The sequence below is a fragment of the Enterobacter sp. MGH85 genome (genome assembly GCF_001037655.1).
Taxonomy (GTDB): Bacteria; Pseudomonadota; Gammaproteobacteria; order Enterobacterales; family Enterobacteriaceae; genus Enterobacter; species Enterobacter intestinihominis.
The window spans coordinates 852,894-867,163 of record NZ_KQ089925.1 but is presented as its reverse complement, the minus strand read 5'-3'; the positions used below and the strand labels follow the sequence as shown (position 1 = coordinate 867,163).

The window sequence follows — 14,270 nt, the reverse complement described above, 5'->3', positions numbered from 1 at the left end:
GAAAGGACTCACGTTTGTACTGCAAAAGTGAGGCGAAATTCAGCGGTCGCGGTAAAGTAGTGATGGACTTACAGAGCACAAGGACTCTCCATGACACTCAATAAAACCGATCGCATTGTCATCACGCTGGGCACTCAGATTGTGGGTGGCAAATACGTTCCCGGTTCGCCGCTGCCAGCAGAGGCGGAACTGTGCGAGGAGTTTGAAACCTCGCGCAATATCATCCGGGAAGTGTTCCGCTCGCTTATGGCGAAGCGGCTGATTGAAATGAAGCGCTATCGCGGCGCGTTTGTTGCGCCGCGTAACCAGTGGAACTACCTCGATACCGATGTTCTGCAATGGGTACTGGAAAACGACTACGACCCACGGCTTATCGGCGCGATGAGCGAAGTCCGAAATCTGGTGGAACCGGCCATCGCCCGCTGGGCGGCAGAGCGCGCAACGTCAGGTGACCTGGCACAGATTGAGTCGGCGTTAAACGACATGATCGCCAATAACCAGAATCGGGAGGCGTTCAACGAGGCGGACATTCGCTACCACGAGGCGGTACTGCAGTCGGTGCATAACCCGGTGTTACAGCAGCTTAGCGTGGCGATCAGCTCGCTACAGCGAGCAGTTTTTGAACGTACCTGGATGGGCGATGAGGCCAACATGCCGAAAACGCTTCAGGAACATAAAGCGCTGTTCGATGCGATACGGCATCAGGACGGCGATGCGGCAGAGCAGGCGGCGCTGACCATGATCGCCAGCTCGACACGAAGGTTGAAGGAAATCACATGACATCACGCTACATCGCAATTGACTGGGGATCGACCAATCTGCGCGCCTGGCTCTACCAGGGGGAGCAGTGTCTGGAAAGCAGGCAATCAGAAGCAGGTGTGACGCGCCTGAACGGTAAATCCCCCGAAGCGGTGTTAGCAGAGGTGACACAAAACTGGCGCGACGGTACTACGCCAGTGGTGATGGCCGGAATGGTCGGCAGTAACGTGGGCTGGAAGGTTGCGCCTTACCTGTCGGTTCCGGTGCATTTCACCGCCGTTGGCGAGCAGTTAACGTCCGTTGGCGACAATGTCTGGATTATTCCCGGTTTATGCGTCTCTCGCGACGATAACCATAACGTGATGCGCGGCGAAGAGACGCAGCTGCTCGGGGCGCGCACCCTTTCTCCTTCTTCTGTCTACGTCATGCCCGGGACGCACTGCAAATGGGTCCAGGCGGATGCTGAGCAAATTCATGATTTCCGCACGGTGATGACCGGCGAACTGCACCACTTGCTGCTTAAGCATTCGCTGGTGGGGGCCGGTTTGCCGGAGCAAACCCCTTCGCCGGAAGCGTTTGCCGCCGGGCTTGAGCGCGGGATCGCATCCCCTGCCGTTTTGCCGCAACTTTTTGAGGTTCGCGCCTCGCACGTGCTGGGAAATCTTCCGCGCGAGCAGGTCAGCGAATTTCTGTCCGGCCTGCTGATTGGCGCCGAAGTCGCCACCCTGAGCGACGCATTCGCCGGGCAGCAGGCCATCACGCTCGTCGCGGGTTCATCGCTGACGTCTCGTTACCGCCAGGCGTTCCACGCTATCGGACGGGATGTTGCTGCGGTGGAAGGCGACACGGCATTTCAGGCAGGCATAAGGAGCATCGCTCATGCAGTGGCAAACTGAACTTCCCCTGATCGCGATTTTGCGCGGTATCACGCCCGGTGAGGCCTTAGCGCACGTTGGCGCGGTGATCGACGCCGGGTTCGACGCGGTGGAAATCCCGCTCAACTCCCCGGAATGGGAAAAAAGCATTCCGGCAGTTGTTAAGGCGTTCGGTGATAAGGCGCTGATTGGCGCTGGTACCGTATTACAGCCGGAGCAGGTGGATGAGCTGGCGAAGATGGGCTGCAAGCTTATCGTCACACCGAATATCAACCCCGAGGTGATCCGCCGGGCGGTGGATTACGGCATGACCGTATGTCCGGGCTGCGCCACGGCCACAGAAGCCTTTTCCGCCCTCGATGCGGGCGCACAGTCTCTCAAAATTTTCCCGTCGTCGGCCTTTGGTCCGGATTACATCAAAGCGCTGAAAGCGGTCTTACCCGCCAGCGTGCCGGTCTTTGCCGTGGGCGGCGTCACGCCGGAAAACCTGGTGCAGTGGATAAAAGCAGGTTGTGCGGGCGCGGGGCTGGGCAGCGATCTCTATCGTGCCGGACAGCCCGTTGAGCGTACCGCACAGCAGGCGGCAGCATTTGTGAAAGCGTATCGAGAGGCAGTGCAATGAAAATAACCAAACTTACCACGTACCGTTTACCCCCGCGTTGGATGTTCCTGAAAATCGAAACCGACGAAGGCGTGGTTGGCTGGGGCGAGCCGGTGATTGAAGGCCGTGCGCGTACGGTTGAAGCCGCGGTTCACGAGCTGGGTGAATACCTGATTGGCCAGGATCCGGCGCGCATCAACGACCTGTGGCAGGTCATGTACCGGGCGGGATTTTACCGTGGCGGTCCGATCCTGATGAGCGCCATCGCCGGTATCGATCAGGCGCTGTGGGATATCAAAGGCAAAGTGCTGAATGCCCCGGTCTGGCAATTAATGGGCGGCCTGGTGCGAGACAAAATCAAAGCCTACAGCTGGGTGGGCGGTGACCGCCCTGCGGAAGTGATCGACGGTATCCGGCAGCTGCGCAACATCGGTTTTGACACCTTCAAACTCAACGGCTGCGAAGAGATGGGCGTTATCGACAACTCGCGCGCGGTAGACCGGGCGGTGAACACCGTGGCGCAAATCCGCGAGGCTTTCGGCAACGAGATTGAGTTTGGCCTGGATTTCCACGGCCGCGTCAGCGCGCCAATGGCCAAAGTGCTGATTAAAGAGCTGGAGCTGTATCGCCCGCTGTTTATTGAAGAGCCTGTTCTGGCCGAGCAGGCGGAATACTATCCAAAACTGGCTGAACAGACGCACATTCCCATCGCGGCGGGGGAGCGTATGTTCTCGCGCTTCGAGTTTAAGCGCGTGCTGGAAGCGGGCGGCATTGCGATCCTGCAACCGGACCTCTCCCACGCGGGTGGCATCACCGAATGCTACAAAATTGCCGGCATGGCAGAAGCCTACGATGTGGCGCTGGCACCGCACTGTCCGCTTGGGCCGATTGCGCTGGCAGCCTGTCTGCATGTGGACTTCGTCTCCCGTAATGCAGTGTTCCAGGAACAAAGCATGGGCATTCACTATAACAAGGGCGCGGAGCTGCTCGACTTTGTGAAAAACAAAGAAGACTTCAGCATGGAAGGTGGTTTCTTTAAACCGTTAACGAAGCCGGGCCTTGGCGTGGAGATCGACGAAGCCAAAGTCATTGAGCTGAGTAAAAGTGCGCCGGACTGGCGTAACCCACTGTGGCGTCATGAAGACGGTTCCGTAGCCGAGTGGTAAATCGCCGGATGGCGCTACGCTTATCCGGCCTACTCTCTCGTAGGCCCGGTAAGCGAAGCGCCACCGGGCAAAAAAACGTACATAGAAAAAATATAACCCTCTGTAAATTACAGGGCATGGTGAGCGGCTTCGCTATGCCCAAAATCTGGAGACAGATTGCGATGGATATTCCAGTTACTGCTGCAAAAACCGGGCGTCGTCGTTACCTGACGCTGATCATGATCTTTATTACCGTGGTCATTTGCTATGTAGACCGCGCCAACCTCGCCGTGGCCTCGGCCCATATTCAGGAAGAGTTTGGCATCACCAAAGCGGAAATGGGCTACGTCTTCTCGGCGTTTGCCTGGCTGTATACGCTCTGCCAGATCCCCGGCGGCTGGTTCCTTGACCGCGTGGGGTCACGTCTGACCTACTTTATCGCTATTTTGGGCTGGTCCGTGGCGACCCTGTTCCAGGGCTTCGCCACCGGGCTGATGTCGCTGATAGGCCTGCGCGCCATCACCGGGGTGTTTGAAGCGCCCGCGTTCCCGACCAACAACCGCATGGTGACCAGCTGGTTCCCTGAACACGAACGTGCTTCCGCTGTTGGTTTTTACACCTCCGGGCAGTTTGTTGGTCTGGCGTTTCTGACGCCGCTGTTAATCTGGATCCAGGAGCTGCTGAGCTGGCACTGGGTGTTCATCGTCACCGGCGGGATCGGCATTATCTGGTCGTTAATCTGGTTTAAGGTCTATCAGCCGCCGCGTCTGACCAAAAGCATCACCAAAGCCGAACTGGACTACATCCGCGACGGCGGCGGTCTGGTGGACGGCGATGCGCCAGTGAAAAAAGAGGCGCGCCAGCCGCTGACCAGAGCGGACTGGAAGCTGGTCTTCCACCGTAAGCTGGTGGGCGTATATCTGGGCCAGTTCGCGGTGACCTCCACGCTGTGGTTCTTCCTCACCTGGTTCCCGAACTATCTGACCCAGGAAAAAGGGATAACCGCGCTGAAGGCGGGCTTTATGACCACCGTACCCTTCCTTGCGGCGTTTTTCGGCGTCCTGCTCTCGGGCTGGCTGGCGGATAAGCTGGTGAAAAAAGGCTTCTCACTGGGCGTTGCGCGTAAAACGCCGATTATCTGCGGACTGCTGATCTCTACCTGCATCATGGGAGCGAACTACACCAACGATCCAGTGTGGATCATGACCCTGATGGCGGTAGCGTTCTTCGGGAACGGTTTTGCCTCCATCACCTGGTCGCTGGTGTCGTCCCTGGCACCCATGCGGCTGATTGGCCTGACTGGTGGCGTATTCAACTTCGTTGGCGGCCTGGGCGGGATCACCGTGCCGCTGGTCATCGGTTACCTGGCGCAGGACTACGGCTTTGGTCCGGCGCTGGTGTATATCTCTGCCGTGGCGCTGATCGGCGCGCTCTCCTACATCCTGCTGGTAGGTGACGTGAAACGAGTAGGCTAATCCCTTCGGATGTTTTACCCTGATGCAATAACCGCGCATCAGGGTATTTTCATGAAACAAATCACCTTCGCTTCCCGCAACCACCAGCTCACCAACATCAACATCTGGACGCCAGACAGCCAGTGGCTTGTCTATGATGTCCGCCCGTCCGGCGCGTCGTTTACCGGTAAAACCATTGAGCGGGTCAACGTCGGTACGGGCGAGGTTGAGGTGATCTACCGTGCGACTGACGGCGCGCATGTCGGCGTGGTGACCGTTCATCCTGCCGGGGAGAAATATGTTTTTATCCACGGCCCGAAAAACCCGGATGCAGACTGGCAGTATGATTTTCACCATCGTCAGGGAGTGATTGCGCACAACGGCCAGGTGAGCAATCTTGATGCGATGGATATCACCGCGCCTTACACGGCGGGGGCGCTGCGTGGCGGCAGCCACGTTCACGTTTTTAGCCCGAACGGGCAGTTCGTCAGCTTTACCTACAACGACCATGTACTGCACGCGCGCGATCCGCAGCTGGATTTGCGTAACGTCGGGGTGGCGGCGCCTTTTGGTCCGGTAAACCCACAGGGGAACCATCCGCGGGAATATGCTGGCACCTTCTGGAGCGTGCTGGTAAGCCGGACAACGCCGAACCCGCAACCGGGCAGCGATGAGATCAACCGCGCCTATGAAGAGGGCTGGGTGGACAACGACAGGCTGGCGTTTATCGGCGATACGGTGTCTGCGAAAGGCGAGAAAGTGCCCGAACTGTTTATTGTGGACCTTCCCAAGGACGAGCAGGGCTGGAAACGGGCGGGCGATGCGCCGTTGCAGGGGACGCCGGATACAATGCCCGCGCCGCCTGCGGGCGTCATGCAACGCCGCCTTACCTTCACCCATCAGAAGGCGTATCCGGGGCTGGTGAACGTGCCGCGCCACTGGGTGCGCAGCAATCCACAGGGGACGCAGATTGCGTTTTTAATGCGGGACGATAACGGCATTGTGCAGCTGTGGCTTATCTCCCCTGAAGGCGGTGAGCCGCGTCAGTTGACCCACGCTGAGAGCGATATTCAGTCGGCCTTTAACTGGCATCCTTCCGGCAACGGGCTGGGGTTTGTGCTTGCAGGCCGCATTGCCTGCTGCGATGCGCAGACCGGAGAGGTGACGTTTTTGACATCCGATCACGGCAATCCGCCGTCTGCTGACGCTGTGGTGTTTTCCCCGGACGGACTTTTTGTTGCGTGGATGGAAGAGAAGGACGGTTTCCGCCAGCTGTGGCTAACGGAAACCGCACAGAATTAGCGCGGGGTCATCTCTGCGGGTGGGATGACGGAGTTAGTCGCCAGCGTCTCCTGCTCGCTTTTCTCAACGCGCGAACGCACTGAGCTGTCGGTGCGGAACATATCCCACGGCAGCAGAAGCGTATCGGCAACCGCCGTAAACGGCATATCAAGAATCGCCAGGGATTTGGTACCCCAGTTTGTCTCATCATCAGAGATCATGGCGGCACTGGCGCGCGTCCCCGGATATGTTCCTTCTTTACCGCCGGTGTGCGACATCACGCTCGAACACCCGCAAAGTAAAACAACCCCGCTGAACGTCGCCAGCTTAATCAGAACATTTCTCATCATCACTCAGTCATCATTAGTAGCACGGCATTGACCTGCAACTCAGGGTTATAGCGAGGCGCGTCCAAAATGGATAGCTCAAAACTCCCGCACTGTGGTCGCCATCGCAATTTAACCCTTTGTGCTGTGCCCCTGAGTCTATGCGACAACCAGCAAAGTGCAAAAAAATCTCACATCAACAGGCTTGAAAAGGCCGTATCCAGACCCATTTTAAGAATGTAACCCGATAACGGACACGCCTGATGGGTGTTCGGGGAAGCAGAAGCCTGTCCATGGTGGAAGGCTACATTTTCTCGCTGATTCCAGGAGTTTTTATCTATGCGTAATTTCGATCTCTCTCCGCTATACCGTTCTGCCATTGGTTTTGATCGTCTGTTCAACCACTTAGAAAACAACCAGAGCCAGAGCAACGGCTATCCTCCTTACAACGTTGAATTGGTTGACGAAAACCACTATCGCATTGCGATTGCTGTCGCCGGTTTCGCAGAGAGCGAACTGGAGATCACCGCGCAGGACAATCTGCTGGTGGTGAAAGGCTCCCATGCGGGCGAGCAGAAAGAACGAACCTACCTCTACCAGGGCATCGCAGAGCGCAACTTTGAACGCAAGTTCCAGCTGGCTGAGAACATCCACGTCAAGGGCGCGAACCTGGTGAACGGCCTGCTGTTTATCGAGCTGGAACGTGTGATTCCGGAAGAGAAAAAACCGCGTCGTATCGAAATCAATTAATTAAGCGGGTCGCGGCTGCGGCCCACCTGAAATTGCTTGCCGTAAAGGGAGCATATGCGAATCCGTAAGGGTTTGCAGGTACAACTGCGCACAAAAATAAACTGTGCCGAACTCGCTTCTCAGAAGGAGATTTAGTATGCGTAACTATGATTTTTCCCCCCTGCTGCGTCAGTGGATCGGTTTTGACAAACTGGCTAACGCGCTGCAAAGCGCAACCGAACAGCAGACGTTTCCGCCGTACAACATCGAAAAAAGCGATGATAACCACTACCGCATCACGCTTGCGCTGGCCGGGTTCCGTCAGGAAGATCTCGACATCCAGCTTGAGGGTACGCGCCTGACCGTTAAAGGGTCACCGGAAAAACCTGACACCGAGACCAAATGGTTGCATCAGGGGCTTGTCACTCAGCCGTTTAGCCTGAGCTTTACCCTGGCAGACCATATGGAAGTTTCTGGCGCGACGTTCACTAACGGGCTGCTGAATATTGACCTCACCCGTAACGTGCCGGAAGCTATCGCGCCGCAGCGCATCGCCATTAGCGACAGGCCGGCGTTAAACAGTTAACAAACCCGCCGAAACTGTAGGTCGGGTTAGGCGCAGCCGCCACCCGACAACGCTCACAGACCGCACAAGGCCCTGCCCCGGCAGGGCTTTTTTGTGCGCCATCGCCCATACAACCGCCGCCAGCTCTGAGAGAATCCCTGTTATAACTAAGGTTATACACAGGATGTGGAACATGAGTGATATCGCGTTAACCGTCAGCGTGTTGGCCCTTGTCGCGGTAGTGGGGCTATGGCTGGGGAATATCAAAATCCGCGGCGTCGGGTTTGGGATTGGCGGAGTGCTTTTCGGCGGGATTTTTGTCGGCCATTTTGCCGACCAGCTTGGGTGGGTGCTCAGCGCCGATATGCTGCATTTCATCCAGGAGTTCGGCCTGATCCTCTTTGTGTATACCATCGGTATTCAGGTGGGGCCGGGCTTCTTCGCTTCCCTGCGCGTCTCCGGTTTACGCCTTAATCTCTTTGCCTTCGGCATCGTCGTGATGGGTGGGCTGGTCACCGCCATTCTGCACAAACTCTTCGCTATTCCGCTGCCCGTCGTGCTGGGCATCTTCTCCGGCGCCGTAACCAATACGCCCGCGCTCGGGGCGGGCCAGCAAATTCTGCGCGATCTGGGTATCCCTGCTGATGTCGTCGATCAGATGGGGATGAGCTACGCCATGGCCTATCCGTTTGGCATTTGCGGTATTTTGCTCTCCATGTGGCTGGTGCGCGTGCTGTTCCGCATTAACGTCGAGCAGGAGGCGAAAGAGCATGAAAGCACGCTGACCAACGGCCATGCGCTCATTAAAACCATCAACATTCGCGTCGAAAACCCTAACCTGAATAATATGGCGATACAGGATGTTCCCATTCTGAACAGCGCGACCATTATCTGTTCACGCCTGAAACGTGACGACACGCTGATGGTGCCTTCACCTGACACCCTCATTCAGCACGGCGATCTCCTGCATCTGGTAGGGCAACCGGCGGATTTAAACAATGCCCGGCTGGTGATTGGTCAGGAGGTGGATACCTCGCTCTCAACCCGTGGAACGGACATGCGCGTGGAGCGCGTGGTAGTGACCAATGAGAAGGTTCTGGGCAAGAAAATACGCGATTTGCAGGTAAAAGAGCGTTATGACGTGGTGATCTCCCGGCTTAACCGCGCCGGTGTCGAGCTGGTGGCCAGCCAGGATGCCAGCCTGCAATTCGGTGATATTCTCAACCTCGTCGGGCGTCCTTCATCTATTGATGCCGTAGCGAACATGGTGGGCAACGCCCAGCAAAAACTCCAGCAGGTGCAGATGCTGCCGGTCTTTATCGGCGTCGGGCTTGGCGTCATGCTTGGCTCCATCCCCCTGTACGTGCCCGGCTTCCCGGTAGCACTGAAGCTGGGGCTGGCAGGCGGGCCGCTCATTATGGCGCTGATCCTCGGGCGTATCGGCTCCATCGGTAAGCTCTACTGGTTTATGCCGCCGAGCGCTAACCTGGCGCTGCGGGAGTTGGGCATCGTGCTGTTTCTGGCGGTGGTGGGGCTGAAATCCGGCGGCGATTTTGTCGATACTCTGGTGAACGGCGAAGGGATGAGCTGGGTAGGCTACGGCGTATTCATTACCGCCATCCCGCTGATAACGGTCGGATTACTGGCGCGTATGTTCGCTAAAATGAACTATCTCACGCTGTGCGGCATGCTGGCCGGTTCCATGACCGATCCGCCCGCGCTGGCGTTCGCCAATAACCTGCACGCCACCAGCGGCGCGGCGGCGTTGTCCTACGCCACGGTCTATCCGCTGGTGATGTTTTTGCGCATTATCACCCCGCAACTACTGGCGGTGCTGTTCTGGGGGATGGGCTAATAAGTCTTCCGGGTGGATACGCCGCAGATGGTAGTCCACCTGGTAATCGCTGGTGTTCCGGAACATCACGGAATAGTTGAGGAACTCGCCGCTGTCGCTGTAGGAAAGAGAGGTGATGCGCAGCAGCGGCGTCTGTTCCGGCAGATTCATATAACCGGCCAGCTGTTTATCTGCCAGCACTGGCGTCAGGCTCTCGTAGTTGCCGCTAATGGTGATCCCGCACTCCTTCTCGATGTAATCAAACTTAGACCCTTCGAGATGCGCCAGGGAAAGATTGCGGAACAGCTTCACCGGCATAAAGCTGTCCTCCAGCATCAGCGGTTTTCCGTCCACGTAACGCACCCGCCTTGAAAAATAGATCCGCTCATCAACCTGAATCCGCAGCTGGCTGGCGATGGCGGGCGGCGCGGGCATCACTTCAAACTGCAACACCTTGCTCTGCACTTCTTTCCCCTGCTGGCGCAGTACCTCCACCAGCCCGGTCAGGTTAGTCGTTTCATGATGAACGTCTTTGCGCGCCACGAACGTCCCGCTGCCGTGTCGACGTTCAACCAGCCCCCAGCTTACCAGCAGATCCAGCGCCTTGCGGATGGTCATCCGGGCTACGCCAAACTCCTTTGCCAGCGCTTTTTCGCCGGGTAACGGGCTGCCAATGTTGTAGTCCGACGAATTGAGCCGTAGCCGCAATCTGTCGGCAATAGATTTGTAGATCACCTGTAGACCTCTGCTCGCCCGTTATGGCGTGGATTACGTCTTAACTTGTCCATATTTGCTATCAAAAGTAGACCTGATTGGTCAAATTAAAACCATGAATGCGATCACGAATCGCAGCGGCACGCCATGTTCCCGCATCAGTAACTTCTTATGCTCACCTCAGGCCAGTAAAAAATCATAAAGGCCTCTACCCCTACAGGTTGTTTCATGAGGATTTAAAAATGCTCAGTCAAATACAACGTTTTGGCGGCGCCATGTTCACCCCGGTTTTACTGTTTCCCTTTGCCGGGATCGTGGTCGGGATCGCCATCATGCTTCGCAACCCGCTGTTTGTCGGCGAAGCTTTAACGGCCCCCGATCATCTGTTCGCGCAGATTGTTCACATCATCGAAGAGGGCGGCTGGGCGGTGTTCCGCAATATGCCGCTGATTTTTGCTGTCGGCTTACCGATTGGCCTGGCAAAGCAGGCGCAGGGCCGCGCCTGTCTGGCGGTGCTGATTAGCTTTCTGACCTGGAACTACTTTATCAACGCGATGGGGATGACCTGGGGTCACTTCTTTGGCGTCGACTTCTCTGTTGAACCCACTGCTGGCAGCGGGCTGGCGATGATTGCCGGAATCAAAACGCTTGATACCAGCATCATCGGGGCGATTATCATTTCCGGGCTCGTCACCGCCATCCACAACCGATTTTTCGACAAGCCGTTGCCGGTCTTTCTGGGGATTTTCCAGGGCACCTCGTTTGTCGTTATCCTCGCGTTCTTCGTCATGATCCCCTGCGCCTGGCTGACGCTGCTGGGGTGGCCGAAAGTGCAGATGGGCATTGAGTCCCTGCAGGCGTTCCTGCGCTCTGCCGGTGCGCTCGGCGTATGGGTTTATACCTTCCTGGAACGCATTCTGATCCCAACCGGATTACACCACTTTGTCTACGGTCCGTTTATCTTCGGCCCGGCGGCGGTAGAAGGCGGCATTCAGGTCTACTGGGCACAGCACCTTCAGGAATTCAGCCAGAGCACTGTGCCGCTGAAAACGCTGTTCCCGGAGGGCGGATTCGCGCTGCACGGCAACTCTAAGGTGTTTGGCTCGGTCGGGATTGCGCTGGCTATCTGGTATACCGCGTCGCCGGAAAACCGCGTCAAGGTTGCGGGGCTGCTGGTTCCGGCCACGCTTACCGCCGTGCTGGTGGGTATTACCGAACCGCTGGAGTTCACCTTCCTGTTTATCTCGCCGTTGCTGTTTGCCATCCACGCCGTGTTGGCCGCAACGATGGCGACGGTGATGTATACCTTCGGGGTGGTGGGGAACATGGGGGGCGGTCTGCTGGACCAGTTCCTGCCGCAAAACTGGATCCCGATGTTCCATAACCACGCCTCGACGGTATTCACCCAGATTGGCATCGGCCTCTGCTTCACCGCTCTCTATTTCGTGGTCTTCAGGACGCTTATCGAACGTCTGAATCTAAAAACGCCGGGCCGGGAAGAGAGCGAAATCAAGCTCTACAGCAAGGCCGACTATAAGGCGGCGCGCGGGCAAACCACCGCCCCGGCAGCAGCCAGCCAGCAGGTCGGACAGGCCGCTGGGTTCTTACAGGCGCTCGGCGGCGCAGCAAATATCGAAAGTATCAACAACTGCGCCACCCGCCTGCGTATCGCCCTGGTGGATATGACGAAAACCCAAAGCGACGACGTCTTCAAAGCCCTGGGCGCACACGGTGTGGTGCGGCGCGGCAACGGCATACAGGTGATTGTCGGTCTGCACGTTCCTCAGGTGCGCGACCAGCTGGAATCGCTGATGAAAACCCCTTTAACAAACGAACAAACCACTCTGACAGAGGCTATATCATGAAAAAATTCTCAGTTGTTATTGCAGGCGGCGGCAGTACATTCACGCCTGGTATCGTCCTGATGCTGTTAGCCAACCGTGACCGTTTCCCGCTGCGTGCGCTGAAGTTCTATGACAATGACGGAGCACGTCAGGAGGTTATCGCGGAGGCGTGCAAAATCATCCTCAGGGAGCAGGCGCCTGAGATTGAATTTAGTTACACCACCGATCCGAAAGCAGCCTTTACCGATGTGGATTTCGTGATGGCGCATATTCGCGTGGGCAAATACCCGATGCGTGAAAAAGATGAAAAAATCCCGCTGCGCCACGGCGTGCTGGGCCAGGAAACGTGCGGGCCGGGTGGCATCTCCTACGGCATGCGCTCCATCGGCGGCGTGCTTGAGCTGGTAGATTATATGGAACAGTACTCCCCGAAAGCGTGGATGCTGAACTACTCCAACCCGGCGGCGATTGTCGCGGAAGCCACGCGCCGCCTGCGTCCGAACGCGAAAATCCTCAACATCTGCGACATGCCGATCGGCATTGAAGGCCGTATGGCGCAAATCGTCGGCCTGAAAGACCGCAAAGAGATGCGCGTGCGCTACTACGGTCTGAACCACTTCGGCTGGTGGACGTCGATTGAAGATCTGAACGGCAACGATCTGATGCCGAAACTGCGCGAATACGTGGCGAAAAACGGTTATGTTCCACCTTCGGAAGATGCGCATACTGAAGCGAGCTGGAACGATACCTTCGCCAAGGCCAAAGACGTACAGGCGCTGGATCCGGACACCATGCCGAACACCTACCTGAAGTATTACCTGTTCCCGGACTATGTGGTCGCCCATTCCAACCCGGAGCGTACCCGCGCCAATGAAGTGATGGATCACCGTGAGAAGCATGTATTCAGTTCATGCCGGGCGATTATCGAAGCCGGTCATTCTTCTGCCGGTGAACTGGAAATCGACGAACATGCATCGTACATCGTCGATCTGGCGACCGCGATTGCCTTTAATACCCAGGAACGCATGTTGCTGATTGTGCCTAACAATGGGGCTATCCATAATTTTGACGCCGACGCGATGGTAGAAATTCCGTGTCTGGTCGGCCACAACGGACCGGAGCCGCTGACCGTGGGTGATATTCCTCACTTCCAGAAAGGGCTCATGAGCCAACAGGTGGCGGTGGAAAAACTGGTGGTGGACGCCTGGGAGCAGCGCTCGTATCAGAAACTCTGGCAGGCGATTACCCTGTCGAAAACCGTACCGAGCGCATCGGTGGCGAAGGCGATTCTGGACGATCTGATTGAAGCTAATAAGGATTACTGGCCAGAGCTGCACTAATCTTTCTGACCGGCATCGCCAGATGCCGGTCTCCTTGTCCTGGCTGAATTACGCTATGCTGAAGCCTGCATGCTGCACGACAAGGAACCTTCATGAACATTTCCCGCCTCGGTGAAGCGCCGGACTACCGCTTCTCACTGGCTAACGAACGCACGTTCTTAGCGTGGATCCGCACCGCCCTGGGCTTTCTGGCCGCAGGCGTCGGCCTTGATCAGCTCGCCCCCGATTTTGCCACTCCGTTGATTCGCGAAGTGCTGGCCCTGCTGCTGTGCCTGATTGCCGGCGTGCTGGCGATTTATGGCTATCTGCGCTGGCTGAGAAATGAAAAGGCGATGCGTCTGAAGCAGGATCTCCCCTACACGCGCGGTTTGCTCATCATCAGTACGATTTTGCTGATGGTTGCGGGCGTAGTGATGTTACTGGTGCTGTATGCCGGATAGCCGCAAAGCGCGGCGGGAAGCGGACCCCGGGCTTCAGCCGGAGCGAACCTCGCTGGCCTGGCTGCGCACGCTGCTGGGGTATGGTGCGTTGATCGCGCTTGCCATTAAGCACAACTGGCACCGCACGGGGGCGCCATTCTGGATCTCCATTGTTGTGCTGGCGCTGGTAGCCATCATTTTATGGCGCTACACCCGCAGCCGTAACCTGATGGACGTGGCGCAGAGCGACTTTGTACAGCCGAAGGCGGTGCGGGATAAATTCCTTATCGCCCTGGCCGTGCTGTCGCTGTCACTGCTGTTTGCGGTCACCCACATTCAACAAATTTTGCACCTGTAGGCCGGGTAAGGCGCAGCCGCCACCCG

Annotated in this window: 15 protein-coding genes and 1 other annotated feature; of the genes, 13 read left to right on the top strand and 2 right to left on the bottom strand. The window is 57.1% G+C overall.

Translation table 11 applies throughout. The features are described from left to right. Nucleotides 1–90: 90 nt before the first annotated feature. From dgoR to SK51_RS04035, 6 genes are all read left to right on the top strand, one after another. Nucleotides 91–780 carry a D-galactonate utilization transcriptional regulator DgoR gene (dgoR, locus tag SK51_RS04060; protein ID WP_003861109.1) on the top strand — a complete coding sequence of 230 codons (690 nt, stop codon included), beginning with the start codon at nt 91–93 and terminating at the stop codon, nt 778–780. Then, a complete protein-coding gene (locus tag SK51_RS04055; RefSeq protein ID WP_022646534.1) occupies nt 777–1,655 on the top strand; it encodes a 2-dehydro-3-deoxygalactonokinase in 879 nt (292 codons plus the stop codon). Before dgoR ends, SK51_RS04055 begins: the two co-directional genes overlap by 4 nt. After that, nucleotides 1,639–2,256 (top strand): 2-dehydro-3-deoxy-6-phosphogalactonate aldolase, encoded by a 618-nt coding sequence (locus tag SK51_RS04050; RefSeq protein WP_023305135.1) that lies wholly within the window; start codon nt 1,639–1,641, stop codon nt 2,254–2,256. Before SK51_RS04055 ends, SK51_RS04050 begins: the two co-directional genes overlap by 17 nt. Then, nucleotides 2,253–3,401, top strand: coding sequence for a galactonate dehydratase (gene dgoD, locus SK51_RS04045; RefSeq protein ID WP_023305136.1), 1,149 nt, complete (start codon nt 2,253–2,255; stop codon nt 3,399–3,401). Before SK51_RS04050 ends, dgoD begins: the two co-directional genes overlap by 4 nt. A 116-nt stretch (nt 3,402–3,517) precedes the next feature. Then, complete coding sequence (locus SK51_RS04040; RefSeq protein ID WP_161496779.1) at nt 3,518–4,855, top strand: MFS transporter; 1,338 nt, start codon at nt 3,518–3,520, stop codon at nt 4,853–4,855. Nucleotides 4,856–4,906: 51 nt separating this feature from the next. Beyond that, nucleotides 4,907–6,136: a YidR family protein gene (locus SK51_RS04035; protein WP_023305137.1), complete on the top strand. Its 1,230-nt coding sequence runs from the start codon at nt 4,907–4,909 to the stop codon at nt 6,134–6,136. Here the strand turns inward: SK51_RS04035 and SK51_RS04030 are convergent. Next, a complete protein-coding gene (locus SK51_RS04030) occupies nt 6,133–6,465 on the bottom strand; it encodes a YceK/YidQ family lipoprotein (RefSeq protein WP_032622035.1) in 333 nt (110 codons plus the stop codon). The two genes, SK51_RS04035 and SK51_RS04030, sit on opposite strands and share 4 nt — an antisense overlap. A gap of 247 nt (nt 6,466–6,712) precedes the next feature. After that, nucleotides 6,713–6,787 (top strand) — a sequence feature (ROSE (Repression Of Heat Shock gene Expression) occurs in the 5'-region of heat shock genes and acts as an RNA thermometer to modulate expression.). Here SK51_RS04030 and ibpA point away from each other — a divergent pair. From ibpA to SK51_RS04015, 3 genes are all read left to right on the top strand, one after another. Further along, a complete protein-coding gene (gene ibpA / locus SK51_RS04025; protein WP_003861094.1) occupies nt 6,781–7,191 on the top strand; it encodes a small heat shock chaperone IbpA in 411 nt (136 codons plus the stop codon). (Overlaps the previous feature by 7 nt.) A gap of 136 nt (nt 7,192–7,327) precedes the next feature. Beyond that, on the top strand, nt 7,328–7,756 hold the full coding sequence (gene ibpB / locus SK51_RS04020; RefSeq protein WP_022646539.1) for a small heat shock chaperone IbpB: 429 nt from the start codon (nt 7,328–7,330) through the stop codon (nt 7,754–7,756). Between the two features lie 172 nt (nt 7,757–7,928). Further along, nucleotides 7,929–9,590 carry a putative transporter gene (locus SK51_RS04015; RefSeq protein ID WP_023305138.1) on the top strand — a complete coding sequence of 554 codons (1,662 nt, stop codon included), beginning with the start codon at nt 7,929–7,931 and terminating at the stop codon, nt 9,588–9,590. Here SK51_RS04015 and SK51_RS04010 read toward each other — a convergent pair. Next, nucleotides 9,558–10,304, bottom strand: a complete 747-nt coding sequence (locus SK51_RS04010) for a GntR family transcriptional regulator (protein ID WP_022646541.1) — start codon at nt 10,302–10,304, stop codon at nt 9,558–9,560. The genes SK51_RS04015 and SK51_RS04010 overlap by 33 nt on opposite strands. 221 nt (nt 10,305–10,525) lie before the next feature. Between SK51_RS04010 and SK51_RS04005 the strand changes: the two genes are divergently transcribed. From SK51_RS04005 to SK51_RS03990, 4 genes are all read left to right on the top strand, one after another. Continuing rightward, the gene (locus tag SK51_RS04005; RefSeq protein WP_023305139.1) at nt 10,526–12,148 is read left to right on the top strand and encodes an alpha-glucoside-specific PTS transporter subunit IIBC; all 1,623 of its coding nucleotides are present in this window, start codon (nt 10,526–10,528) and stop codon (nt 12,146–12,148) included. Next, nucleotides 12,145–13,467, top strand: coding sequence for a 6-phospho-alpha-glucosidase (locus SK51_RS04000; protein ID WP_023305140.1), 1,323 nt, complete (start codon nt 12,145–12,147; stop codon nt 13,465–13,467). The genes SK51_RS04005 and SK51_RS04000 overlap by 4 nt, the downstream gene beginning before the upstream one ends. A 92-nt stretch (nt 13,468–13,559) precedes the next feature. Then, nucleotides 13,560–13,907, top strand: coding sequence for a YidH family protein (locus SK51_RS03995; RefSeq protein ID WP_003861080.1), 348 nt, complete (start codon nt 13,560–13,562; stop codon nt 13,905–13,907). Beyond that, the gene (locus SK51_RS03990; protein WP_022646545.1) at nt 13,897–14,244 is read left to right on the top strand and encodes a DUF202 domain-containing protein; all 348 of its coding nucleotides are present in this window, start codon (nt 13,897–13,899) and stop codon (nt 14,242–14,244) included. The genes SK51_RS03995 and SK51_RS03990 overlap by 11 nt, the downstream gene beginning before the upstream one ends. The last annotated feature ends 26 nt before the right edge of the window (nt 14,245–14,270 follow it).